At 64.0% G+C, this 24654-nt stretch carries 13 protein-coding genes; 7 read left to right on the top strand and 6 right to left on the bottom strand.

The window, feature by feature from the left end; all coding sequences use genetic code 11:
* The first annotated feature begins 252 nt into the window (after nucleotides 1-252).
* Entirely contained in the window at nucleotides 253-3240 is a 2988-nt protein-coding gene (locus tag KR767_RS16345) for an autotransporter domain-containing protein (protein WP_250877028.1), read from the top strand.
* A 127-nt stretch (nucleotides 3241-3367) separates the two neighbouring features.
* On the opposite strand, the gene KR767_RS16340 is transcribed toward KR767_RS16345, so the two are convergent.
* On the bottom strand, nucleotides 3368-5830 hold the full coding sequence (locus KR767_RS16340) for a S9 family peptidase (RefSeq protein WP_250877027.1): 2463 nt from the start codon (nucleotides 5828-5830) through the stop codon (nucleotides 3368-3370).
* Between the two features lie 150 nt (nucleotides 5831-5980).
* Nucleotides 5981-8584, bottom strand: coding sequence for a TonB-dependent receptor (locus KR767_RS16335; RefSeq protein ID WP_250877026.1), 2604 nt, complete (start codon nucleotides 8582-8584; stop codon nucleotides 5981-5983).
* Nucleotides 8585-9047: 463 nt separating this feature from the next.
* Between KR767_RS16335 and KR767_RS16330 the strand changes: the two genes are divergently transcribed.
* Both KR767_RS16330 and KR767_RS16325 read left to right on the top strand, forming a co-directional pair.
* Nucleotides 9048-10607, top strand: coding sequence for a methyl-accepting chemotaxis protein (locus KR767_RS16330; protein WP_250877025.1), 1560 nt, complete (start codon nucleotides 9048-9050; stop codon nucleotides 10605-10607).
* A 98-nt stretch (nucleotides 10608-10705) separates the two neighbouring features.
* Complete coding sequence (locus KR767_RS16325; protein ID WP_250877024.1) at nucleotides 10706-12889, top strand: RICIN domain-containing protein; 2184 nt, start codon at nucleotides 10706-10708, stop codon at nucleotides 12887-12889.
* A gap of 53 nt (nucleotides 12890-12942) precedes the next feature.
* On the opposite strand, the gene KR767_RS16320 is transcribed toward KR767_RS16325, so the two are convergent.
* A complete protein-coding gene (locus KR767_RS16320) occupies nucleotides 12943-13893 on the bottom strand; it encodes a hypothetical protein (RefSeq protein WP_250877023.1) in 951 nt (316 codons plus the stop codon).
* 329 nt (nucleotides 13894-14222) lie between these two features.
* Nucleotides 14223-15104, bottom strand: coding sequence for a glycoside hydrolase family 18 protein (locus KR767_RS16315; RefSeq protein ID WP_250877022.1), 882 nt, complete (start codon nucleotides 15102-15104; stop codon nucleotides 14223-14225).
* Nucleotides 15105-15386: 282 nt separating this feature from the next.
* Between KR767_RS16315 and KR767_RS16310 the strand changes: the two genes are divergently transcribed.
* From KR767_RS16310 to KR767_RS16295, 4 genes are all read left to right on the top strand, one after another.
* The gene (locus tag KR767_RS16310; RefSeq protein WP_250877021.1) at nucleotides 15387-16646 is read left to right on the top strand and encodes an MFS transporter; all 1260 of its coding nucleotides are present in this window, start codon (nucleotides 15387-15389) and stop codon (nucleotides 16644-16646) included.
* Complete coding sequence (locus tag KR767_RS16305; protein ID WP_250877020.1) at nucleotides 16643-17773, top strand: ROK family transcriptional regulator; 1131 nt, start codon at nucleotides 16643-16645, stop codon at nucleotides 17771-17773. The genes KR767_RS16310 and KR767_RS16305 overlap by 4 nt, the downstream gene beginning before the upstream one ends.
* 97 nt (nucleotides 17774-17870) lie before the next feature.
* Nucleotides 17871-20660, top strand: coding sequence for a TonB-dependent receptor (locus KR767_RS16300; protein WP_250877019.1), 2790 nt, complete (start codon nucleotides 17871-17873; stop codon nucleotides 20658-20660).
* Nucleotides 20661-20674: 14 nt separating this feature from the next.
* Complete coding sequence (locus KR767_RS16295; protein ID WP_250877018.1) at nucleotides 20675-21619, top strand: glycerophosphodiester phosphodiesterase family protein; 945 nt, start codon at nucleotides 20675-20677, stop codon at nucleotides 21617-21619.
* A 7-nt stretch (nucleotides 21620-21626) separates the two neighbouring features.
* Here the strand turns inward: KR767_RS16295 and KR767_RS16290 are convergent, their stop codons facing one another.
* Together KR767_RS16290 and KR767_RS16285 are read right to left on the bottom strand one after the other, a co-directional pair.
* Nucleotides 21627-22700 carry a sterol desaturase family protein gene (locus tag KR767_RS16290; RefSeq protein ID WP_166946472.1) on the bottom strand — a complete coding sequence of 358 codons (1074 nt, stop codon included), beginning with the start codon at nucleotides 22698-22700 and terminating at the stop codon, nucleotides 21627-21629.
* 159 nt (nucleotides 22701-22859) lie between these two features.
* Complete coding sequence (locus KR767_RS16285) at nucleotides 22860-24503, bottom strand: Na/Pi cotransporter family protein (RefSeq protein WP_250877017.1); 1644 nt, start codon at nucleotides 24501-24503, stop codon at nucleotides 22860-22862.
* Between the last annotated feature and the right edge of the window lie 151 nt (nucleotides 24504-24654).

The raw sequence follows: 24654 nt of genomic DNA, 5'->3' as shown, positions 1-24654 counted from the left end.
CGGCCTGCTCATCCGAGCCTGAACAACGGCCGCTCCGGCGGCCGTTGTTTTTTGCCGTTTAGACATGCCAAAAGTCCTGGTAGGGGACTTCCATTGCATTGCGTTCTTATGACAAGGGGGAGGGTCAGGAACGCAATCTCCATCCGTTACCGAAAGAAGGGCCGCGATGCATGTCGACGGCCACGGGGGCGGCTGTGCCCGGGAAAAGGCACCCCTTCGACCACGCACCATGACCAATCGAAGGGTGACCAAATGAAGTTGAAACTGCTGGCCGCGATGACGGCCTCGGCGCTAGGCACACTGGGGGCGACACCGTCCGCGCAAGCCATGGATTTCCACGTCAACGGGCATCAGATCATCCTGTCCGGCGATGTGACGCGCGCGGATGGTTTTGTCCTCGCGGACCTGCTTTCCCGACTCCAGGCCCAGGGGCGCACCATCGACACCCTCGTGATGCGCAACTCCAACGGCGGCTCGGTCGTTGGTGGCTATGACATCGCGGAACTCGCCCGACGCCAGCACCTGAAGACGGTTGCGTCGGGTTACTGCATTTCAGCCTGCTCGATGATGTTCGTCGGCGGTGCCGAGCGCGCCTTCGATGGCGGCCCGAACAAGGATGTCGTGGGCCAGCAGAACATCCAGATCCATGGCCAGAGCAACGGCGGCAAATATGTCGATTCGACCCGGGGTACGGAGTTCTACAAGCACTTCGTGGATGCCATCGCCGATGGCGACCTGAGCAAGACGGATGCCGCGCTCCTGGACAAGGCGTTCAGCAGCACCACCCTGGCCCTGCTATGGGACCCCGCCCTCGGCAAGAACCCCTCCGTCTACTGGGGTACCGCGGGTACCAAGGCTTACCAGGTCTTTGCCGGTGACGATGTGTACAACACCGGCTTCGTTACCCAGCACACGCCCGAGATGGCCACGGACACCTTGACGATCCAGGGGCGAGCGGTGTCCGGCAACATCAATCCGAACTACTACAACAAGTACGATCCCGCCACGGGACAGGTCGGCATCACCAACCGCCTCTACAATGCGCTCCTGGGGCCGATCCTGCTGGACAATCCACCCACCGGCGCACTTTCTTCCACGTCCGAATTCGTCGACCTTGAGCTGGCCGCCTACAATGCCTTGTCGCCGGCGGATCGCAAGACCGCGCTGACGAACATCATCCTGGCGCAGGGCTTCTCGAAAGCGGCCACGGCGAAGTACCTCGCCATGATCAACCAGGATAGCGGCAACCCCCTTGTCGATACGCGAGCCATTTCGATCGGGGATGCCTGGGGCATCGTGCGACTGGTGAATTCCTCATGGACCCTGTCGACGGGCGAACGGGCCGCGACCGGCGCATTGCTGCTCACCGACAGCGACATGCGCCTGCGCGGCGGCATCGTCGACATCAGCGACGCGCAGGTGAATGGCCGCAGCACGTTGTCAGGCGAAGGCCAGCTCGGCGAAACGACGCTCTGGTCGAGGATACGTTTCCTGGACAATGCCGTGCTGCACCCAGGTGGGCGCGGCATCGACTGGACAGGCAATCCGCGACTCGAGGGTCACGCAGCGCTCTCGTTCGATATCGCCCCCGGACCGGCCGGCCAGCCTGCCCTGCTCCGCTTCGGCCTGTACAACGGGGGAAGCTACACCAGCATGAGCGGACTGACCATCAGTAGTCCTACAGCCCAGCTTGGCCTGAACATCGCCCCTGGCTTCTATCCCGCGGGTAACACGGTCGCCCTCGTCGGCTACTCGACGGACATCGACAAGCAGCTTGCCGCAGCCAAGGCCGCCGGCAATGCCCCCGATGACACGGACATCATCATCCGTCGATTCACCCACCTGGTCCGCAGCGACGCAGATGGCCATCCCATCGCGGGATACGACATCGACCCCACGTCGAGCGACGCATCCAAGGCGGTGTTCCGCCCGTTCGATGGCACCCTTATCGGCTACAGCCTCATCCAGAAGGACAACGGCATCTGGCTCCAGGCCAACGACGCGTTCAAGGGCCAGTCTGCCTTCTGCGGACGCGATGGCTGCGGCCTGGGCGATACGCTGAGCGTCGCATCCACGCGACCCGATACGCCGCTGGCTCCCTTGCTCGGCGCCTTGCAGTTTTCCACCGCCGCCCAGGCATCCCATGCGGCCGGTCAGATCCGTGGCGAGGGCTATGCCGCCTTGCGTACCGCGACACTCGGCCTGCTGAGCGATTTCAGCGGCACGCTTGACCAGCATGTGCGCGCCGTCTCCCCGGGCTCCGACGATGGCGCTACCGCAGCCTTCATGAACGGTGCTGCCGGCATGGGCCTCGACGGCACACGTCGCGGTACCGATGTCGCCTCGATGATGCGCTACCTCGTGGCCCCGGATGAAGTCGCTGGTGCCGACAACGCCGGGCATACCGCCGTGTGGGGCCGCCTGCTGGGAACGCGTGGCCGCCTTGATTCGCAGGGCGATGCTGCCGGCCTGCGTGAGCGCACCACGGGCGCCATGTTGGGCGTGGATGTGCCGCTGAAAGACAACGTCGTGATCGGCGGATCGCTTGGCTACGGCAAGCTGCGCGCCAATGACAGCGGAAGTGCCTTCCAGGGTCGCGTGCGTGCTCTGGATGCGCGCTTCTATGCCGACTACCGCTACGACGGCGGCTATCTCGATGCCTCGCTCGGCTACACGCGGTTACGCCAGACCGTTAATCGCGGCATCGACCTGCCCCTGTTTGCCGCGCGTGGCCATTCAAACGACAACGGCAATGCCTGGTCGCTGCATCTCGAACACGGCCTGACCCTGCGTGATCGCCACGACATCGTCTGGCAGCCGATCCTGCCCAGCCTGGACATGACGCGCCTGCCCGAAAGCCGTTTCAGCGACAAGGGACTCGGTGCGGCCGGCCTCGAAGTGCGTGCGAAGTCCGCCACCGATACACGGCTGGGCGTGGGCGTGCAGGTGTACAAGGTGTTCGCGTGGGGCGCTACCGGCACGTGGACGCCGCATGCGCGGGTGTTGTTCCAGCATCGCTTCAACAGCCACGAGAATGCGTTCCTGGGCAACCTGCAGGGTTATCCGGAAGGCATCTTCCAGGTCACCGGGCCCAGCGAAGGGCTGAACCACGCCGTGGTGAACGTGGGCCTGAGCGCAAAGCGTAGCCAGCACGTGGCATTTACGGTGGATTACGTAGGCGACTTCGCCAGCCGCCACCGGGAGCAAGGCGTGATGCTGGGCGCCAACTACCGCTGGTAAAAGCCTTTGTAGGAGCGCGCCTGCGCGCGACCGGCTGGAATAGAGCCTTTGAGGGATTCTACCTATCCGGTCGCGCGCAAGGCGCGCTCCTACAGGACATCATGCCGTTGCCGTGGCTGTCACGGCCTCACTTCTTCGGTGCGTTTTTCACATAGCGGTCGAACCAGGTCAGCATTTCATAGACCTCCTGCTCGTTCGACTCCATCGCCGAATACCAGTGCGGCTCGTGCGGCAGCATCACCAGGCGCGTGGTGCCGCCCAGGCCGCGAATGGCCTGGAACAGCTTCGGCGACTGGATGGGCTCCGTGCCCGGGTTTGCGTCGTCCATGCCGTGCATCAGCAGCAACGGTGTCTTGATCTGGTCGGCGTGGAAGAAGGCCGAGGCATCCTCGTACACCTTCGGCGCCTGCCACAGCGAACGGCGCTCGCTCTGGAAGCCGAACGGAGTCAATGTCTTGTTGTAGCTGCCGCTGGTCGCCACGCCCGCCTTGAACAGGTTGGTGTGCGCAAGCAGGTTGGCGGTCATGAGTGCGCCGTGGCTATGGCCGGTAACACCGATGCGGTCGCGATCCACCACGCCCAGTTCAACGGCCTTGTCCACGGCCGCCTGTGCATCCATCACGAGCTGGTCGATATAGGTGTCATAAGCCGAGCGCGGATCGCCGACGATCGGGAACGACGCGTTGTCGATGATCGCGTAACCCGAGAGCAGCAACAGGCGGTAGCCACGCAGGATGTCGAAGCGCTGCTGCGATCCGCTCACCTGCCCGGCCTGCGCCGGATCGGCGTAATCCAGCGGATAGGCATAGAGCACGGCCGGCAGGCGCGTGCCTTCCTTGTAGCCCGGCGGGGTGTACAGCGTGAACGAGAGCTCCACGCCATCCTTGCGCTTGTAGGTCACCAGCCGCTTTCCGATGCCGCGCACCTGGGGCGTCGGGTCAGCGATATGCGTGATCGGCTCGCTGGTGGAGGCAAACGCCGCCTCGCCCTCCTTCGCCCCAGCGTCGGCAGCACCCAGCGTGCGCAGGAACAGGTTCGGTGGCTCGGTCGGCGACTGCTGCGCCGTGATGAAGCGCTGGCCACCCGGCAGCACCGCCGCCGGTGACTCGTAATGCGCGGCATCGCTGCGGAACAGACGCTCGGTGCGCCCCGTGGACAGCGAGTAACGATCCAGGAACGGACGGTCACCCGCCGGGCTGCCACCCACGCCCACGAGATAGGCGGCATCGCCATCCTGACGCACGACGAGCGAACCATTCGGCAGACGCTCCATCACCAGCGTACCCGGATCGCGATACTTCTCGTCCGCCGAGTAGTCCCATACGGTGCGGGCCGCCTTCGACGGATTGCCGACATCTACCCGGCTCACGTGGATCCAGTGGCGATTCGCATCGAACTCGTACATGAAAGGTTCGTTGCCATCGGCCAACCAGCGCAGGCCGCTGAAACGCTGGGTGGTGCGGGCGATTTCCTTCGGCTTGTCCGTGAACGGCGCGCTCGACATCATCACCTTGTCGCGCTGCGGTACCGTGACCTTCCAGTCGCCATGGTCGAGCGCTTCGGCCCAGACCAGGGTGGCAGGCGCCGTGGCCCGCCAGTCGAAGCTGCGCGGGCCGTCGGGCACACCATGCACGGGAACGCGATCGGCAACCGGCAGGGAGGCGATGGCGGTGTACTTGCCCGTGCCCGTATCCAGCACGGAGACGTCATGGGCAAAGCGCTCATAGGTCGTAACGTACGAATACGGTTTCTTCAGCGCCTCCACCAGCACGTGCACACCATCGGGTGCACCGCTGACGAACGAGTAGACCGCCGGCTTGCCGACCGGACGCACCTTGCCGCTGGCGGCATCCACCACGGCCAGCTGCGAAGTGGCGTAGTAATCGAACAAGGCTTCGTCCTGCGGGCTGGACAACGTATCGCGGTCCTCGTAGGTGCTGCTCTCGCCCTTGCCGCCGATGGATTCCTTGATTTCAGGACCCGCCTCGACTCCGGATGACGGCGCCGCGCCGAGATTGGCAGGTACCAGCTTCACCAGCAGCGAATCGCTGTCGTGCAGCCACTGCACGTCGTCTTCGAGCACCGGATTCACCGAGGCGCCTTCCACGCGATGAACCTGGCCGGTCAATGCATCGCCCAACCACAGCTCCGTACGCTCACGCGTGGTATTGGTGAAGACGAAGCGGCGGCCATCCGGCGACCACTGCGGCACACCCGGGCAGGCATCGGCAGGCAGGGTCACTGGCAGCTGCTTGTGGCTGGTCACGTCTTCGATCGCGAAGCTCTTCAGGCAGCTGCGGATGCCATAGCCGTTGGAAGCATCATGACGGCTGTGGTTCGCCGGCTCGATACGCAGGCCGGCGAGTTTCACGTAAGGCTCGGCTACACGGGTGATCGACGGATACTGTGCCCGCTCGACCAGCAGCATGCGTTGCCGGGTCGGATCGAGCACCGGTATGGCAGGCAGCGGCGCATGCATGACGCTGAGCAGCGGTTCGGGCGGTTTGTCATAGCCCGCCTGCGCCACGAGGGGCAGCGACAGGGACAGGGCGCAGGCCAGGGACAGCCGCTTCAGGGCGGGAGAACGCATCGGTATCTTCCTGTGGATGGACAACAGGACATTACGATGAGGACTTCATCGCACCCCCTGCTGAAAGTCACGCTTCATGAAAAGAAACGACGGGACAGGCCCCTCCCGGCCTGCCCCGCCCTTTCCACTTACACCTTGCGACGCATCCGGTCAGAAGCGGTAATCGGCCTTCAGCGATACGATGCGACCCAGCGGGTTCGCCAGCGTGGTGTCGTAGTACGTGTTGGCCGGGTCCCACGGCGGGCGGCGATTCAGCACATTCTGCGCGGCCAGGGTCAACGTGGTTTTCGGAATGCCGCGGTAAGCCACGCTCAGATCGACCGTATTCCAGGCATCCACCTTCTTCGGGAAGTCACGGTTGGACGGGATATTGTCCGGATTCTGTCGGTAGCCCCCGGTGTGGTACCAGGTGATGGTGCTGTCGAAATCCGCCAGCGCCCAGCGCAGGCTCGTCGAGCCACGCCACTTGGGCAGCGCGCCGAAGATGTTGGTGCCTGCCGCGTTGACGCTCGCCTCACCAGCCACCTGGGCCTGGCGGTACTGCAGCAGGCGGCTCCAGCTTGCCGCGAGCGTGAAGCTGCCGTAGCCATCCGTATGCAGCGTATGGCTGGCATCGACGTCCACGCCCGACGTGGTGCGGCCCTGCTGGTTGAGGTACTGGTTGTATACGGTCTGCAATGCACCCGTGTTGTCACGCACGATGCGGCTGCCGTAGATCTCCGGATGGGCCACGATATAGGTCAGGTTGTCCGGACCGATCAGGCCGTTCTGCACGATATGGAAGTAATCCACGCCGATGCTGGTATCCGGCGTCGGCGCCACGACAAAACCCACGTTATAGTTCTTCGAGCGCTCCGGCTTCAACTTCGGATTGGCACTGTAGATGTTGGTGAGGCTGCGCAGGCTACCGGCCGTGATCGGGTCCTTCGGATCGATGACCGAGCTGTAGCTCACGGCCGTGCTGTTGGTGACCTCCGGCAGCGACGGCGCACGGAAGCCACGCGAGAACGAACCACGCACCAGCAACCAGTCCAGCGGCTGCCAGCGCAGGCTGAACTTCGGTGCAAAGGCATTGCCGAAGTCGCTGTAGTGGTCCATGCGGCCCGCAACGTTGGCTTCCAGGGTCGTCAACAGCGGCACGTTGAATTCCGCGTAACCGGCGGTGACATGGCGCGAGCCGTGAATGATGTCCAGCGCCGGACGCAGCTCGGTGCCGGAAAGCACGGCATCGGAGGTCTGCGAATCGATGGACTCACGACGGAACTGCGCGCCTGCGGCAAAGCCGACCGTGCCAGCGGGCAGGTCGAACAGCGAACGGCTGGCGGTCAGGTCCACGCTATCGAGCTTGGACACGGCCGGACGCAGCGTCGCCAGTCGCAGGGCATCCACGGCAGACTCCGGGTTTGACGTGGATGCCAGGTTGTATCCGCCGTTTGCCAGCAGCGACTGGAAGGCATAGCGATTGCCGAAGTTGGTCACGCGCTCGCTGAGACGGCTCTCCGAGTGCAGGGCCGATGCTTCCCAGTCCCAGCCGGCCACCTGGCCGCGCAGCCCGAACAGGATGCGATCGAAGATCTGACGGTCACGCTTGTTGCGCGGCCCGACCTGCCACAGGTTCGTGGTGACGGGCGTGGGCTTGCCATACGGGTTCGCCGGGTTACCGACAGGCAGGATGCTGTCGATATTGGTCAGCGACTGCGTGGCGTCGTTCCACGCACGCAGGCCCGTGGCGATGGACAGCGGCGGCCCGAAGGTGAAGCTGGTGGTACTACGCGTGTAGATCCATTCGCCAAACGCCTGCACGTTGTCGGTGAGCTGGAACGTGCCTCGCAGCACGCTGTGATAGCGCTCGATCTTGGGCACCAGCGTGGTGTATTGCGCGGGATTGTAGGCCCACACATCACCTGTCTTGCCCGGGCTGATGGCGCCATAAGGCTGTAGCTCTACCGGGCCGACGCCCTGCGCGAAGCGATCCGTAGCCTTGTTGTTGTAATAGTCCGTAGGCGACCAGGCGAGCGTGCCGCCCTGCTTGTTGCGGAAGTCGCTGTCGCGCATCCAGCTCACGTCATCCTGCTGGAGGCGATCGCGCTGTTGTCCGTCAACGGCGAAGTAGACGTTGTAGCGATCCTTCTTCAGGTCGCCATGGCCCGCCTGGAAGCTGAACGTGCGCTCCGTCTGGCCCGTGCCTTCGGTGCTCTGGCCGTAACCGGCGCCCGCCTCCACGCCCTGGTAGTTCTGCTTGAGGATGATGTTGACCACGCCTGCGATGGCGTCGGAACCATACACGGCCGATGCGCCATCCTTCAGCACCTCGATGCGATCCACGGCCACCAGTGGCAGCGAGTTCAGGTCAACGAAGGTGTCCTGGAGTTCATTGGCGGTGGCGTAGTTCGCCACGCGCTTGCCATCGACGAGGACCAGGGTGTTCTTTGCGCCAAGGCCGCGCAACGACATGCTGGACGTGCCGGCGGAGAAACTCCCGGTGTACTGCTCGTTGAAGCTGTTGCCGCTGTTGGCGGAGATCGAACGCAGCACGTCGGGAAGGTTGGTCTTGCCGCTGGCGATGATCTGCTGCGACGAGATGACCTGGACGGGGCTGGGTCCTTCGCTGTCGGTGGTCTTGATGTTGGACCCTGTCACGACCACCGCGTCGAGCGAGGCGGGAGGCGTGTCGGTGGGCGCGGATTGCGCCTGGATCACGGAAGCGGCCAGGGATGCGCCGATGGCCACGGCGAGTAGTGAGCGGGTATGCATGGGTGTTTTTCGATGTGGGTGGATGCGGCAACGCCACCGCGCAGGACGCGGAGCGGGGGAATGCCGTGGGTGTGTCCGCAGGGGCCGGGGAAAGCCCGCTACGGCGTTGGAAAGTCGCGAAGGCGATTCAGCGGTGACGCGACAGGCATGCTCGCCCCGGAAGCCGGGGCGGCGTGACGGATCAGGCGCGGGGGTGGCTGGACGCGGCGGAAATCAGCGACAACAACACATCGCCATCGGGCGATGCATGGTGCCGTTGATGTGATTCCTGGCCGTTTGGAAGTCCAAGCGTCTATACCCCTAGAAGGACAAACCGAAGGACTCGGCTTGTTGCAATGCGCAATTTCTAACGCCTGACGCAGGATCATGTCAACTGTTTTCGGCGATGGCCGCGATAGAAACCGCCTAGACAGCCCGGTCGCGCGCGCGAACGATACCCGCCCCGCTCCATATGGAACTTACGATGACCCTCGTGCGACGCCTCGCCGTGGTCCTGATCGCCGGACTGATCGCCCTTCTCGCCGTCGGCGGCTACGGACTATTCCAGCTCGACGCATCCCAGGCCCGCATCCGCCGGCTTGAAACCACCACCCTTCCCGGACTACAGGCCCTGAGCGAAGCCCAGGACGATGTCGGCGCCCTTCGCCTGGCCCTGTACCGTTATGTCGTCGACGGCATCGACGAGACCGCCCGCCACGGGATGCGCCAGGAAATCGACGCGCTGGATGCCGGCTTCGTACGCCACATGGCCTCCTACCAGGCCCATGCCGCCGGAGATACCAAAGACACGACCATGCTGGCCGCTGACCGCGCCCACATGGCAGCCTACCTGGCCGCCCGGGACACCTTCTTCAGGCGCTACGACGGTAACCAGCGCGACAGCGCCCTGGGCATGCTGCACAACCATGGGCAGGTGCATGACGCTGCCCTGGATCTCAACCATGGCCTGCACGACCACCTGGCCTATGTGGTGACCCAGGCCGATGCACAGGCCGAGCTCAATGCCGCCGCCTACCGCACCTCGCTGATCCTTACCGTGCTCGCCATCGTGGCAGCTGCCCTGGGCATGGGCTGGTTCGGTGGCCGGCTCTACCGCCTGATCAAGGGCGGCCTGGGAAAGCTCCAGGGCACCCTGCAATCGGTCAGCGCCACGCTCGACCTGTCGCTGCGCGCCGAGATCGGCCGCCACGACGAGATCGGCCTGACAGCCGAAGCCCTGAACACCCTGCTGGGCCGCATCGCCGACACCGTGCGCACGGTGCAGTCGTCCAGCGACACCGTGCACTCCGTCGCCAGCCATATCGTGGATCGCAACCGCGACATCTCCGAACGCACGATGCGCCAGGCCGCGGCGTTTGAGGAAACCTCGGCCAGCGTGGCGGAGCTGACCGAAGCCGCCCGGCACACGGCAGAGCGCGCCGTGGATGCCACGACCGTTGCCGGTGCCATGGCCGAGGAAGCACGCCGCAGCGGTCGTGCCGTGGAATACATGGGTAGCGTCATGCAGGAGATAGCCGCGCATGCCCACCGCATCCGCGACGTCACCAGCGCCATCGAAAGCATCGCCTTCCAGACCAACATCCTTGCGCTCAATGCCGCCGTGGAAGCGGCGCGTGCCGGCAGCCACGGCAAGGGCTTTGCCGTGGTGGCCGGCGAAGTGCGCGCGCTCGCCCAGCATTCGGCGACATCGGCCCGTGATATCAAGGATCTGATCGAGCGCTCGGTCGAGGCCATCGAGAACGGCGTGGAACAGGCCACCGCCATCGAGGACAGCAACCTCACCCTCCAGGCGTCGGTAGCCCGCGTGGCGCAGCAGGTCACGGCCATTGGCCAGCTTGCACGCGAGCAGGGTCGTGGCACGGAGCAGATCAACCAGGCCATGGCCAGTCTCGACAGCGATACGCAGCATTACGCGCAGATGGTGGACCAGGCCGCCGAAGCCGTCGGCACCTTGCATGGGCAGGCGCGCGTGCTGCGCGATACGGCCGGTGTTTTCACGGGTGTGAGCCAGGTCACATCCTGAGGGTCATCCCGCCCGCATACGTCCAAGAGTATGCGGCGGGATCTTCCTAGCATGGCGGCGCTCCGGCTCTTTCCCCTTCCCTTGCCAAAGGCACCGCCATGCGCCGTCCCGGCCTTCGTCCGCTTGCCCTCGCCCTGACCTCCCTGCTCGCCACGGCTGCCGCTCATGCGGACGTCGCGACAGGTCAGCCTTACCTGTTCACCGTCAAGGCCGGTGGCCAGGTACTCGACAACCGTGGACTGACCGACGCCGGCCAGATCGGCCAGTGGTCGCGCAACGACGGCAACACCAACCAGCAATGGCGCCCCGTGGATGCCGGCAACGGTGCCTACCTGCTCGTCAGCCTCACCAGTGGCCTTGCCCTGAGCAATGGCGATTCCACCGCCACCGGCGCGCTCCTCACGCAGGCGTTGCCGTCGATCTCGGATGCCGGCCAGCAGTGGCGCATCGTGGATGCGGGCGGTGGTTATTCGCAGGTGATCAACGTGGCCAGCGGCAAGGCCCTGGACAACGGGGGCAGCAGCACGCCCGGCGACACGGTCAAGCAATGGGACGTGATTGCCGGTAACCCCAACCAGCTATGGGCAGTGACGCCCGTGCAGATCGGCGCACTCACGCCCTTTACCACCTTCGAGGCCGAACAGGGATCCTTGCTGGGCGGCGCGTCCATCGTTGCGCTGACCGCACCACCCACTACGCTGTTCTCCAGCGCAGCCCTGGAAGCCTCCGGCCATGCCTACGTCCACCTTGCGGCCAACGGCCAGCAGGTGAGCTGGTCCAATACGACCGGCAAGCCGATGACGGCGATCAACCTGCGCTATTCGATTCCCGATGCGCCACAGGGCGGTGGCATCGACTCGGGCATCGATCTCTACGTCAACGGCGTACTGCGCCAGGTCGTACCCGTAACATCGCGCCAGACCTGGATCTATGAGACCCAGGCCAACTACAACGGCATGTCGCAGGACCCGTCCACGGGACAGCCACACGTGTTCTGGGACGAGGTGCATGCCTTCGTCAGCGGCGCGCCCATCCAGCCCGGTGACGTGGTGACCGTGCGCAAGGATGCAGGCAACACGGCCGCCTGGTACGACATCGACCTGATCGAACTCGAAGCGCCGCCTGCCCCGCTGGCGCAGCCCGCCGGCTCGCTCTCGCTCACCACCGACTGTGGTGCGGTGCCCAACGACCGTTCGGCGGACAGCACGGCGGCGATCCAGTCGTGCTTCAACAAGGGGCGTGCGCAGAACAAGGTAGTCTGGATTCCACAGGGCACCTTCTACACCACCCATGGCCTCACGGCGAACAGCGTGACGATCCAGGGCGCGGGCATGTGGTACAGCACCCTCTATTCCAATGTGCCGCTGGGCACGACCGCCACCGATGCGGTGATCCAGCCCACGTCCACCGTGCTGCGCAACTTCGCCATCGACGGCAATGCGATCGACCGCACGCCGCAGGGCGGCAATCGCAGCGGCATCAACATCAAGGGCAGCAACTGGATCATCGACAGCCTGTGGATCCAGCATGAAGGTGCGGCCGTATGGGCCAACGGCCAGGATGGCCTGGTCGAAAACTGCCGCATCAACAACAGCTGGGCCGACGGCATCAACCTCAACAACGGCAACACGGTGCCCGGCAATGACACCGGCAACCGCCTGACTGCCCGCAACAACTTCGTGCGCGGCACCGGTGACGACGGCCTTGCGATCAACGACGGTGGCAACGGCACCCAGCCGATGCACGACATCACCGTGATCCAGAACACCTCCGTAGCGCCGTGGTGGGCGAACAACATCGGCATCTATGGCGGCAACAACGATATCGTGGCCAACAACCTCGCCCACGACTCGGGCAAGGAATACGGCCTGAGCGCCGGCGTGTTCGGCAACTTCGGACCGCTGGGCTCTGCCACGATCGAGGGCAATACCGTGATCCGTGGCGGTAGCTTCGGTTACGGCAGCCGCCACGCGGCCATCGGCCTGGGCATCTCTGGCACACCGACCACCGTCGCCAGCATCACCTTCCGCGGCAACACCGTGGTGGATGCGATGTTCGACGGCATGCGCATCTCGTCGCAGACCAATGGCGTCATCGAAAACACCACGATGTTGTCCCCGGGTCTCAACGGCTACGTGGTGCCGACGAATACACAGGGCAACGCCACCCTGCTCTACAACACGCTGGACCAGCCCGGCGCCGGCCAGGCGGCTTTCAGCAACGGATCGCCGAAGACCTTCAGCATCGTCTCGCGCGGCAACAACGGCCTGGGTATCCCCTGATACGTAGAAGCCGTCCGAGGTGTCTGCATCCCGGACGGCTTCTACGCATGTCGTCAGTTGGTCGGCGTCAGGCCGGCATCGATCGCACCGGCATAGGCTGCCGTGAGCGTCTTGCCGTTGTAGGTCTTGCCGGCCACGTCGTCGTACAGCCACAGGAAGGCACCGGTGATACCGCAACTGCCCGCCCAGTTCGCCACCGTGCTCTGTGCCGCCGGCACGGACACGCCGCCACCGACCGTGGTATCGGCGATGCCCGGATACACCGGCACGCCACCGAAGTTCCAGCCCGAGCAGGGGTTGTTGCCCGAACCACCGGAATAGACCTGAAGGTGCACACCGTCCACGGTACCGGGACGTTGCTGGTTGATCTGCTGGGTGACGGACGTCCAGTACGACGCATTGGTGTAGGCGTCCGGCATCACGTGATAGCCGAGCTTGCCGAGCATCACCGAGAACTTCACGGTGGAGGCTGCGTCGTAGCCGTTCTCGTCGTCGAGATCGATGGCATCGATGGACGGAATCGCGTTCTTCAGTGCCTGGAAATTCTTGTACAGCGTGCTCGTGGTGCCGGTACCGCCACCCGTACCGGTGCTGTTGACCAGGGCCTTGATGTCCTGGAAGTCGCCCACGTTCGACGAGCCGATACTGAAGGTGATGCGCTTTACGCCCGCCGCCTTGAGGCTGGCGAGGTTGGATGCAAAATCGGGGTACGTCTGGTTACCGACATAGGCACCGTTGGACACGATGGGAAATTCGCCATTGAGGTTCAGGTCGCCGTTGGACTTCACCTCGACGCTCCACACGATCACTTCGGTGAAGCCCGACTGGCTGAGTTCCTTGATGTTGTTGTTGAGGTTCTTGTAGATCGGGCCGCCACCAAAGATGCCGGTGTAGCCGGTGGTCGCGGCGAACGAAGCCGACGAGGCGGCCATGCCGATGACCGAGCAAAGCAAGGCGGCCGCAAGACGCGTGCGCGTGCGGTTGAAACGGGACAGCTGGTTCATGAATCCTGCTCCGATGGATGCTGCTGTATGTGTACCGACGTGACGCCCAGGGTGCCCCCACCTTCGTTCGATATCGAAGCATTCGCCCCGGCGCCGAACGATGGGCGCGTCGTTTCCCGCTGGCCAGGCCGACCTAAAGGAAAGCTCCGCTTTACCGTTATTTAGATCGATCCAACTCCAACCACGCAAACGTTATATGACGACCGTTCGCAAAGCACGCTGCGACGCAAAACGTCATATCTTGCGAAAGGCTCTGCTCGTTTTGTTGCGAAGCTGGTTACCGCAGCGGACAGCATGTCCATGGATCAATGAAGCAATCGTCTTGCCGCTTACGGAGAAGACACGTAGTCCACGGCCGAGTCGGCACTACCGGTCTGCGCCTTGAGGATGTTGGTGTAATACGTGGCAGCACTGGACGTGGAAAGCCGGCCATTGGGCGCCCAGATCATCACACCCGCATAACCACCGCTGGCAACGCTCTTGGCGACGTCATATACCCTGGAAGACGGTGTGTTACCCGGATCGATACCCAGAAGCAACTGGTTCTTCCCCATGCCGGCCGTGTTATAGAACGCAAGGTTCGTGACGTTCTCGTTGTACGTCATTTCATAGCCTTCCGTCAGCAGCTTCGCGACGTTCGTGGTCGACTTGAAGTAGGCGCTATCCGACCACAGGGCCTTGCTGAGTATCTTGCCGTCGAAGTCCGGATTGCTCTTGATCGCGCTCAGGACATTGTAAAAAGCCGTGGTATTGCCACTGCACGAGGAATATTCGTCATCGACATCGATGCCGTCGAGGCCATACTTCACCACATCGGCCACCATGAGGTCGGCAAGACCGGTCGCTACCGTCTTGCTCATGTTGCACGACCAGCCGGCGTTCTGGTGATTGCCCAGGTAGGCGATCTGGACCTTGATCCCCTTCTTCTGCAACGCCTTCACGGTGTCGATGTTCTTGCTCAGGATGTTGCTCATCTCGGTGTTGTAGTAGAGCACCGGCTTATCGGCGCTGGCACCGTTGATGTTGGCGGCAAACAGCACCAGTTCGTTGAAGAACGGCTTGCCCGTTCCGTGCACCGTGAAATTGCCCACGTCCTTCACATCCTGCAGTGAAGGATTATTGAGAAACACGACATTGTTCGCGGCCGAAGCCGCCCCGCTTGCAAGGCAGGCGCCCAGGCACAGCGCAAGGGAAATGGATTTGCAGGACATCGGATAATCTCCATGATGGTTTTGGATAACTGCCTCGGTGCATTTGCCCGAGTACCAGCGTACGACTGATGCCGCTTCCGGCCATTTCGAAGCGACCATCCCGGTGTCCTCCATGAAGCAACGGATCAAGACGATTTAGATCGATCTAATTTCCCTGGATGAATTATTTACCGCGTGACTTCCCTGGCGCACGCGGCGTCGCAACATAATGCGGCCCGCTGTCATCAAGGCTGTCATTGGACGCGGTATAGAGGTCCGTCCACCGCACCGAACACCGTCATCATGGGGCTGCCTTACCTGCGTGCGTCCGCTTCGTTGCCAGCCTTCGGCTTCGGGCACTTTTCCCGGAGCCTGATCTGGTCTTTCAGCGACCTGCTGCTGGGCTACTACGCACACATCCGCCTGGGCCTCAGTGCCTGGGATACCGGCATCCTGCTCTCCGCTTCCCTGGCCTACAGCAGCGTGCTCGACCTGGTGCTCGCCTTTGCCTTCGTACGCATGACGGCACAGCACCGACGGGTGCCACGGTTGCAGCTGGCGGGAGGTGTCGCGACCGCCATCAGTGGCGTGCTCCTGTTCCTTCCTGTACCCGGGGGCCTGTCGCATGCCCTGGCCTGGATGATCTTCACGTCGGTACTGTTCCGTACCAGCTACGCGCTTTACGACCTCTCGCAGAACGCACTCATTTCCCTGCTTCCGAGGAATGCGGCGGAACTGACCCGATTTGCCGCCCTGCGGGCCATCGTCGCGCCGGCCGCGCGCCTGTGCATGGCGGGCTTCGGTTTCCTGCTCATCGGCGAACCCGCGTCACGGACCTGGGGCCACGAGACCACGGCCGCGATTGCCATCGGCATCATGATCGTGATCAGCGCGTGGCTCCTGGGGCGTCAACGACCTGCCCCCGATGCGCGTGAGCGGGCCGTACGACGGCTATCCGAGTTTCCCGCTGCCCGGATGTCGCCCCTGCTGATCGCGACGGTGGCCACCTGCCTGCTGGCGTTGCCGGGGCGCTTCCTGCCGTTCACCGCGGATACGGTGCCAGGGTATTGCGCAGGTGCGATGCTCACCTTCGCCATGGTGCTCGGTTCCGTGGCGGGCCCCTTCGTGGCGACTCACATGGTGCGGACGGGGCGCCAGCGCGCAATCGTCATGCTCGGGGGATTATCCATCGGCACCGCGATGCTGCTCATGGCCATACCGGTATTTCCGCTTCAGCTGACCATGGCCCTTCTTTACGGCGTGGGCCTCGGCGGCACCAGCGTGGTGGTGTGGAATGACGTGGCGGGCGTGGTGCGCGACCACGCGGCACGTACCGGGCAGCGTACCGATCTCACCTGCTTTGCCTTGCTCACCATGACGATCAAGATGTCCATCGCGCTATCCAACATCCTCCTGGGTCATTACCTGGACGGCTTCCGCATGCGGCAACCCGACACGCTCGCGGGACTGGCCGTTATCGCCGCATGCGGCGGCCTCGTCTATATCCTCGTGCTGCTGTCCGATCGCTTCACCCTCGTGGGCAAGCAAGAGGCCGTGCGATGAAGCGACGCCCCGAGATCGAACTCTCCGCCGAGCACCGGCGGATCGTCTGGCATCTGCGCACGACCGGCCCCACCGCACGCATCGAACTGGCGAACCGGCTGGGGTTCCACAATGGCGCCCTGACCCGGCTCATCCGCGAACTGCTCATGCTCGGCGTCGTGGAAGAAAGAGAGCAGACGCAGAGCGTGGCGCGCGGCCGGCCCACGGTGCCGCTTGCGCTGTCTGGCCGCGCAGGCTATGCAGCGGGTGCCATCGTGCATCCGGGGTGGCTTGAAATTGCCCTGGTCGATTTCACCGGCGAAACCATCGTGACGGATGTGGCGGCGTTCTCCAGCCCGGAGCCTCGCGACTTTGCCGAACAAGTGGATCGTCGCCTCAGGGAGCTGGCGCTGGAGCACAACCTGATGCGTTCGCGCTTCCTGGGCCTTGGCATTGCGGTGCCGGGCCCCATCGTGGCCGGCACTCCGTCGCGGCGGCGCACCGTGAACTGGCTGAAGGCATGGCGGGACATCGACTACGACCACTATTTCGCCGATTACTTCGGTTTTCCCGTGTATATCGAGAACGACGCCACGCTGGCCGCATTGGCCGAGTTCTACGACAGCGGCCTGATCATGAGCTGCACCTCGGCCATCGTGTTCTTCGTGGGTCATGGCGTCGGAGGCGGTGTGATCCATCAGCGCGAGATCCTTCGCGGGGAGTTCGGCAACTCCGGCGACATCGGGCGTATGTTCCCCGCCGAGGACCCGAGGCCATCGGGCATCGACCTGCTCGCCTGCCTTCAGGCTGCCGGCGCGGACATCCCGTCGCTCTTCAACGTGGAATCCTGCCTCGCCAGCCACCGCTCCGTGATCGATGCATGGGTGGCGCGCGCAGGTGACCAGCTGGCCGTGGCGGCCCACAGCGGCGTCGCCTGGCTGGACCCGGGCGCCGTGATTCTTTCCGGGCCGCTGCCGCAGCCCATCCTGGATGCGCTTGGCGAACGCCTGCGCCAGTCCCCATGGATGAGTGAGTTGTCCTGGCTGCCCTTGCCGACCCTGTACGTGTCGCACCTTGGCGCTTCGGCCGCTGCGGTGGGCGCGGCCCTGCTGCCCATCCACGAGATTCTGTCGGCCTCAACGGAATGACGATTTATTTCCGCTGAAATAAATAAATCCGTCACCCCCTCTGCCTAACGTTGCGCCGGCTCCGGCACTCACGCCGGCGATCTGGGGAAACCGTCACATGAAGAAGCTCCTGGCGCTGGGGACCGCGTTGGCAACCGCGGCCCTGTCCAGCACCGCCACCGCGCAATCGGCGGACACGCCGCAGGAAAAGCCTGCCACGCAGACCACGGATGGCGACAACAAACCCACCACCCTCGACTCGGTGCAGGTTACCGGCATCCGTCGCGCGAACGAGGCCGCCATCGAGAGCAAGCTGGCCGCCAACACCATCAGCGACGTGGTGAGCGCCACCGATGCGCGCGCCCTGCCCGACCTGACCATCGTGGAAGCCCTTCGCCGCGTGCCCGGCCTCTCGGTGCTGCCGGCCATCGACAACGAGCATCCGCGCGACGAGGCCTCCACGCCGGTGATCCGCGGCCTGGGCTCCAGCTACAACAATGTCACCATCGACGGCCTTACCGTGGCCTCTCCGGGCACGCCGAATGGCAACCTGGGCTCGGTTACCCGTGGCGTGCGCCTGGATATCCTGCCCTCGTCGATGATCAGCGAGATCGGCGTGGTGAAAACCTTCACCGCCGACCAGGACCCCAATGCCGTCGGCGGCGCCATCGACCTGCGCACGCGCAGTGCCTTCGACAACGGCAACAAGCCGTTCTTCACCATGGAAGCCTCGCTGGGCCACGCCAGCGACAACGGCGAACCTTCGTCGCAGATGGACCCGGGCTACCGTGTGAGCGGTACGGGCAGCACCACCTTCGGCAGCGATCATCAGTATGGCGTCGTGGTTTCGGCGAACTACCAGACGCTGAGCAGCTACACGTACACACACATGACCTCGGACACGGTCTTCTACAACTTCTACAACGCGGCCGGCCAGTTGCAGTCGGGTAACAACCTGGGCAACGGCTTGCCCGTGCCGCAGAACGACAAGAGCTGGTATGTGGAGGACAAGCGCGACCGCTACGGCATCACCGGCAAGTTCGAGGCACGTCCATCCGACACCTTCGACGCCTACCTGCTCGGTGGTTATTACTATTTCAAAGACAACATGACCCGCAACGAGAACATCATCGACGGGCGCAACGGGCCGGTGGTCAACCAGGGGCCCACCTCGGGTACCTATCCGGTGGGCGACGTCGAGGTGGGGTACTCCAACCAGCAGATCACCACGCGTACCAAGGTGGGACAGGCCGGCTTCAACTGGCATCCGGACGACCAGCAGGAGCTGTCGGCGCGTGCGTCGTATTCCGATGCGACGTACGACGAACCGATCTACATGGTGAAGTTCATCGCGGGCGCCACGCGGCCGGCGCCCGGGTCCAGCGGCGCCACGGTCACGCCGTCTGCGCCGTTCGGCTTCACCTATGACACCAGTCGTTTCAATGCGGCGTTTCCCATCGATCCGTCGTCGTACTACAACCTCAACAATTACGGCCTGTTCTACTGGCGTCCCGACTACGGCCGTAATGCCGCCGACTCGATCCGCACCGCACGGCTGGACTATCGCTTCAACCAGGGCGAGATGGACCGGGGTTTCGGCTTTGCCACGGGCGCCATGTATACCGACGACCGCCCGTCGTACAGCGTGCATCGTGACGAATACGATCCCAACACCTCGGCTCCACCGATCAACCTCGCCGACTTTGCCGGCCCCCTGGGCGCGAGCCTGCCGTACAACCCCGGACTGAATCTGCTCACGATCGATCCGTCGAAGGTGAAGGCGTTTCTGGACAGCCTGCCGAAAAGCGATTTCAACAGCACCAGCCAGAACGACTTCAATAACCAGGACAATTTCGAGCACAAGGAACGCATCTTCGGTGGCTACGGCCTCGTCACCTACGCCACGGACCAGCTCTACCTCCAGGGCGGCCTGCATTACGACGGCGCCCTGCAGTCCACCGTGGGATATATCCGCGGTACCGACAAGGTCTATCGCCCCGTCCGCACCTCATCGGACTACCGTCACCTTCTGCCGTCGCTGCTCGGCCGGTACAACCTCACCGACGATTTCGACATCCGCGCCGGCTACAGCCGCACGCTGGGTCGCCCACCGTATGATTCGTATGCCGCGCGCAGCTCGATCAATTTCGTCAACAGCAGCGATGTGGGCAACCCGAACGCCACGGGTGTGTCGGTCACCATCGGCAACCCGGCCATCAAGCCGCGTGTATCCGACAACTACGATCTCTCCTTCGACTGGCGCCTGCCCGAACAGACCGGCGGCCTCGTATCCGTAGCGCTGTTCGACAAGCAGATCCACGATGAGATCTTCACCGTCTCCGATCTCGGCTTTACCGATCCATCCAGCGGTGTCTTCTACAAGAACGCCATCGTCAGCACGCCGGTAAATGCCTCCAGCGCACGCATTCGTGGCGCGGAGCTGAGCGGCATCGTGAATTCCTTCGGAAGCATCGCGCCGTGGCTGCGCTCGTTCGGCGCCAGCGCCAATGTGTCGTTCCTGGACGGACGGCTTGCCGTGCCGCTGTCCGCCGGAGGTACGCGCGCCGTGGACCGCCTGGTGGGCCAGCCCGATTACATCGTCAACGCCACCGTGTTCTACAACCACAACGGCCTGGAGCTGCGAGCCGCCTACAACAAGCAGGGACGTGCATTACGTTCCGTCGTCAGCGACGTAAGCTGGCAGGACCTCTACTGGGCTCCGCGCTCGCAGGTGGACCTGTCCGCCACGTACCAGATCAGTCGTGACCTTGCCCTCATCGGCCAGGTCAGCAACGTCGGCCACAGCCGTATCACCACGATCACCGGTCCCGGGCTCAACCTGCTCAAAGACAGCTACTCCGTACCCACCACCTACTGGTTCGGCGTGCGCTTCACGCCGAAGTTCTGAAGGATCGCGTCCCCATGAAGAGAACCCTCGTCCTTACCCTGACGATGCTTGCCAGCGCATTCGCCTGTTCCCACGTCATCGCCGCCGATCGCGCCACGGCCATCGCCACGCGCCTGGCCAACCCCGATGCTGGCATCGTCGTCGTAGCGCACCGCGGTTGCCACAACGCCGCTCCCACGCATGCCCTGCCCGCCGCACCGGAGAACTCCCTCGCCGCACTGGATCATTGCGTCACCCTGGGCGTCGACGTCATGGAGACCGATATCCGCCGCAGCCGCGACGGCTATCTGGTGATCATGCACGATGCCACCGTGGACCGGATGACCAATGGCCACGGTGCCGTCGCCGACCTGACGCTGGCCCAGCTGAAGGCCCTGCACCTGCGTGCCAATCAGGGTGGCCCGTCCGCACCTCTCACGGAGCAGACGGTCTCCACGATGGATGAGCTGCTCACCCATGCGGGCAACCGCATCATGGTCAACCTGGATATCAAGGAAGCGATCTATCCGGAAGTGATTGCTGCCGTGGAGCGGCTTGGTGCCACCCATCGCGTGATCGTGAAAACCGTGGCCGGTGCAGGCACACCACCGCTGGCCGCGATGGCCCCTTACGACCGCGTACCCTTCATGCCCATCCTTTCGGCCACTACGCCCGACGGCAAGGACCTCCCGCAGGTGCTGAAAACCCAGGCCAGCGGCAAGCGGCGTCCATGGGGATACGAACTACCGGTGATGGACCCGGACGTGTTCGGTGAACTCTCGGCGGCGGCCAAGCAGGCGCACGGGCGCCTGTGGGTGAACACGCTGGGCCAGGGCTTCGTGAATGGCTATGGCGGCGATGCGGAAGCACTGCGCGATCCGTCCGCAGTGTGGGGGCGGCTGTACAAGGACGGCGTGACGGTCTTCCAGACCGATGAGCCCGAGGCACTGGCCGCTTACTTCGCCGGCATGGCGAAGTAAGCCTTGTTCAATGCGGCTCGCGCACGGCGGCGAGTGGTGTCTGGCTCGCCTCCAGTGCGTGCAGGTCGAATTCGTCGACGGATACCGGGCGATGGTTTTCATCGAAAGCGACATCGCCCGGTCGCCATCCCGCCTTGCAGCGCACGGACGCCCAGAAGCGCTTCATCACGCCGAGCTGCTGCCCCACGATGCCGCGATCATTGTCCGCGTTTACCGTAGGGTCGCCCACACCCGTGGCGCGTGCCGGTTCACCATACAAAGCGGTGCCGAACAGGATGTCCCAGATGGGGAAGACAAACGAATAATTGCAGTCGTGCAGGCCCGGACGATCCGGGTCCACGATCATGTGGTGCAGGCGGTGGTAGCGCGGATCGACCAGGATCTTGTCCAGCACCGGTCCAAAGCGCACGCGGATGTTCGCGTGGTCGAAGTTCTGCAACAGCTCGCCGATCAGCACGAGCAACGCGTACTCCGTGGGCGATACGCCAATCAGCACCGACACCGTGGATACGCACACCACTTCGAGCAGGTCGTCGAGGTAATGATCGCGGTCGTTCGACCAGCAGTTCAGCTGCTTCTGGCTGTGATGCAGGCTGTGCAACGCCCACCACCAGGGAATCTTGTGTTGCAGGCGATGCACGACGTAATACACGAAGTCGTAGATCGCGTAATAGATCAGGAACAACACCACCGGGTGATGGCCCAGCCAGGGAAATGCACCTTGCAGGCTGAACAGCCCCGTGGGGTCATCGTCACCACCGCCACCAAACAGATGGCCCAGCGGTGAGATCACCAGATACGTCACCAGCGGCAGCAGGCCGAACAGCTTGATAAGCGTATAGGCGCGATCAATGCGCGTGCCCTTGCGTTCGCTCCATGCTTCCAGCGGCCAGAGGGTTTCCATGGGCCGGAACACGAAGGCGATGATCGCCACCTGGATGCCTGTCAACAGGAAGTACTGCGCAATTTCCTGCGGATCGTCCACCAGTTTCGTGAGATGCACCGACGCCAGGGCCGGCGCAATCAGGTGGGCGGATAGCCAGTTCACCGTAGTGAACCAAAGGGCTTCCAGTGCGTGCATGGTCGATCAGGTCGTACTACGAAAAATCGGGAATCTATGCCCGAAGACCTTCGCCAACCTTTCAGCGCGGTCGTCTCCGGGCAACGCCGCCGTCTATCGTCCTGCTCGTGTTCATACCACGCCGGCCGCATGGATGCAGGCCGGCGTGGTGCCCACCCGTCAGGGTGCGGCGTGCTCCCGGATCAGGCGATCCTGGAGCAGGCCGGCCCGCTCCAGCGGCAGGTAGGCCAGCGCCGCCAGGTGCGAGTGGATGCGCTTCAGGTCGCGCAGGATCCGCAGGTACACATCGCCACTGCCGTCGCGGCGCTCGCGGATGCCACGGATGTGCCGCTCGGAGGCCTCGTTCTCCAGTCGCCACAGGGTCTCCTTGCGCGACACCAGCTGCTGGGCCGCACGCAGGTCGCCACGCAGGAACACGGTGAGACCCAGGCGCAGGCTTTCCATCACGAGGGTATGCATTGCCGCGAGATCCTGGATGTCCTCGGCCGAGAAATCCTGGCCTCGTTCCGCCTTTTTCGCAGCGAATTCCATCAGGTTGTTCGCCGTGATGTCGCCGATGTGCTCGATGTTGATCACGAAGGCCAGGATCTCCTGGCTGCGCTCGCCGTCTTCCTCGTTCAGGGCTTCATTGCCCAGCTCCGTGAGGTATTCACGGATGGCCATGCCCAGGCGGTCGAGCCAGGGGTCGACACGGCTGATGGCGGCCGCACGAACGCGGTCGTCCTTGCCGAATACCTCTACCAGTCCCTTGAGCATGCCTTCCACCATGTCGGCCATGCGCATGGCTTCGCGCGCCGCATTGGCCAGCGCCACGTTGGCGGCGTCGAGCGCGCCTTCGTCGAGGTACTGCGGCACGCCCGGGTCGTCCGGACGCGGCGGATCGGGCAGCAAGCGCACCAGCAGCTGCGCCATGCGCTCTACCGGCAGCAGGAAGATCAAGGCAAGGGCGAGATTGAAGGCCGTATGGAAATTCACCGCGATGCGTGCCGGCGAATCACCCAGCGGTGCCAGCCAGTGAGCCATGTAGGGCAGCAGCGGCAGGCAGACGATGCAACCGGCCAGGCGCACGAGCAGGTTGCCCAGCGGCAGGCGGCGTGCCACTGGCGTATGGGCTTCGAGCAGCGCCGGGAACGTACCGCCCAGGTTGGCGCCCAGCACCAGTGCGAGCGCGCCGGGGGCATCGATGACGCCGGCCGTGGCGAGTGAGGTCACCAGCAGCACCATCGCCACGCTGGAATGGAACAGCCAGGTCAGCAAGGCGGCCGACAGCAGGGCCAGCACCGGCTCGCTCTCCAGCGCGTTGAGCACCGCACGCAAGGCCTGCGCGTTCTCCACGGGGGCCAGCGACACCACCAGCAGGTGCAGGGCCAGCAGCATCAGGCCCAGGCCGATGCACACGCGGCCAAGGTTTTCAAAGCGCGCATCGTCGCTGCGACGATGAATGGCAAAGCCCAGCAACACCAGCACCGGGGCGATGATCGAGATGTCGAATGACATCACCTGCACGATCAGTGTCGTACCCACGTTGGCGCCCAGCATCACGGCCAGCCCGGGCGCGAGACCCAGGAAGCCGCTGGCGGCAAACGAGGTAGCCATGAGGCCGGTGGCGGTACTGCTTTGCAGGATCGCGGTGAGGCATACGCCGAAGGCGAATGCCGCCGGCCGGTGTGCGAGGTAACGCCCCAGCCAGCGACGCAGCGCGCTGCCGTAGCCGCGCAATACGCCACTGGTGACCATATGTGTGCCCCACAGCAGCAGGGCCACGTAGCCGGCGATGTCGAGCAGTGCGAAGGTGCCCTTCATGGCCCATCTCCTTATTGCGGCGCCAGCGGCGGCCACGCGGAGCGGGCCGGCCGTGCCTAGCGGGCTACGGCGACCTGTCCGGCGCGTGCGCCGAAGGCTATCGATGTAAAGGGCGACATCGGCCTGGGGCCGGCGTCACCGCAAGGGTGAA

The sequence above is a fragment of the Luteibacter anthropi genome (assembly GCF_023699965.1).
In the GTDB taxonomy this organism is placed as follows: Bacteria; Pseudomonadota; Gammaproteobacteria; order Xanthomonadales; family Rhodanobacteraceae; genus Luteibacter; species Luteibacter anthropi.
This window is presented reverse-complemented; position numbering and strand designations above follow the sequence as displayed.

Excerpts from the sequence above, each read along its gene's own strand:
- KR767_RS16325 (WP_250877024.1), top strand. The coding sequence starts at position 10,706 with ATGCGCCGTCCCGGCCTTCGTCCGCTTGCCCTCGCCCTGACCTCCCTG.
- KR767_RS16285 (WP_250877017.1), bottom strand. The coding sequence starts at position 24,503 with ATGAAGGGCACCTTCGCACTGCTCGACATCGCCGGCTACGTGGCCCTG.
- KR767_RS16290 (WP_166946472.1), bottom strand. The coding sequence starts at position 22,700 with ATGCACGCACTGGAAGCCCTTTGGTTCACTACGGTGAACTGGCTATCC.
- KR767_RS16295 (WP_250877018.1), top strand. The coding sequence starts at position 20,675 with ATGAAGAGAACCCTCGTCCTTACCCTGACGATGCTTGCCAGCGCATTC.
- KR767_RS16340 (WP_250877027.1), bottom strand. The coding sequence starts at position 5,830 with ATGCGTTCTCCCGCCCTGAAGCGGCTGTCCCTGGCCTGCGCCCTGTCC.
- KR767_RS16300 (WP_250877019.1), top strand. The coding sequence starts at position 17,871 with ATGAAGAAGCTCCTGGCGCTGGGGACCGCGTTGGCAACCGCGGCCCTG.
- KR767_RS16320 (WP_250877023.1), bottom strand. The coding sequence starts at position 13,893 with ATGAACCAGCTGTCCCGTTTCAACCGCACGCGCACGCGTCTTGCGGCC.
- KR767_RS16345 (WP_250877028.1), top strand. The coding sequence starts at position 253 with ATGAAGTTGAAACTGCTGGCCGCGATGACGGCCTCGGCGCTAGGCACA.
- KR767_RS16330 (WP_250877025.1), top strand. The coding sequence starts at position 9,048 with ATGACCCTCGTGCGACGCCTCGCCGTGGTCCTGATCGCCGGACTGATC.
- KR767_RS16310 (WP_250877021.1), top strand. The coding sequence starts at position 15,387 with ATGGGGCTGCCTTACCTGCGTGCGTCCGCTTCGTTGCCAGCCTTCGGC.
- KR767_RS16315 (WP_250877022.1), bottom strand. The coding sequence starts at position 15,104 with ATGTCCTGCAAATCCATTTCCCTTGCGCTGTGCCTGGGCGCCTGCCTT.
- KR767_RS16335 (WP_250877026.1), bottom strand. The coding sequence starts at position 8,584 with ATGCATACCCGCTCACTACTCGCCGTGGCCATCGGCGCATCCCTGGCC.
- KR767_RS16305 (WP_250877020.1), top strand. The coding sequence starts at position 16,643 with ATGAAGCGACGCCCCGAGATCGAACTCTCCGCCGAGCACCGGCGGATC.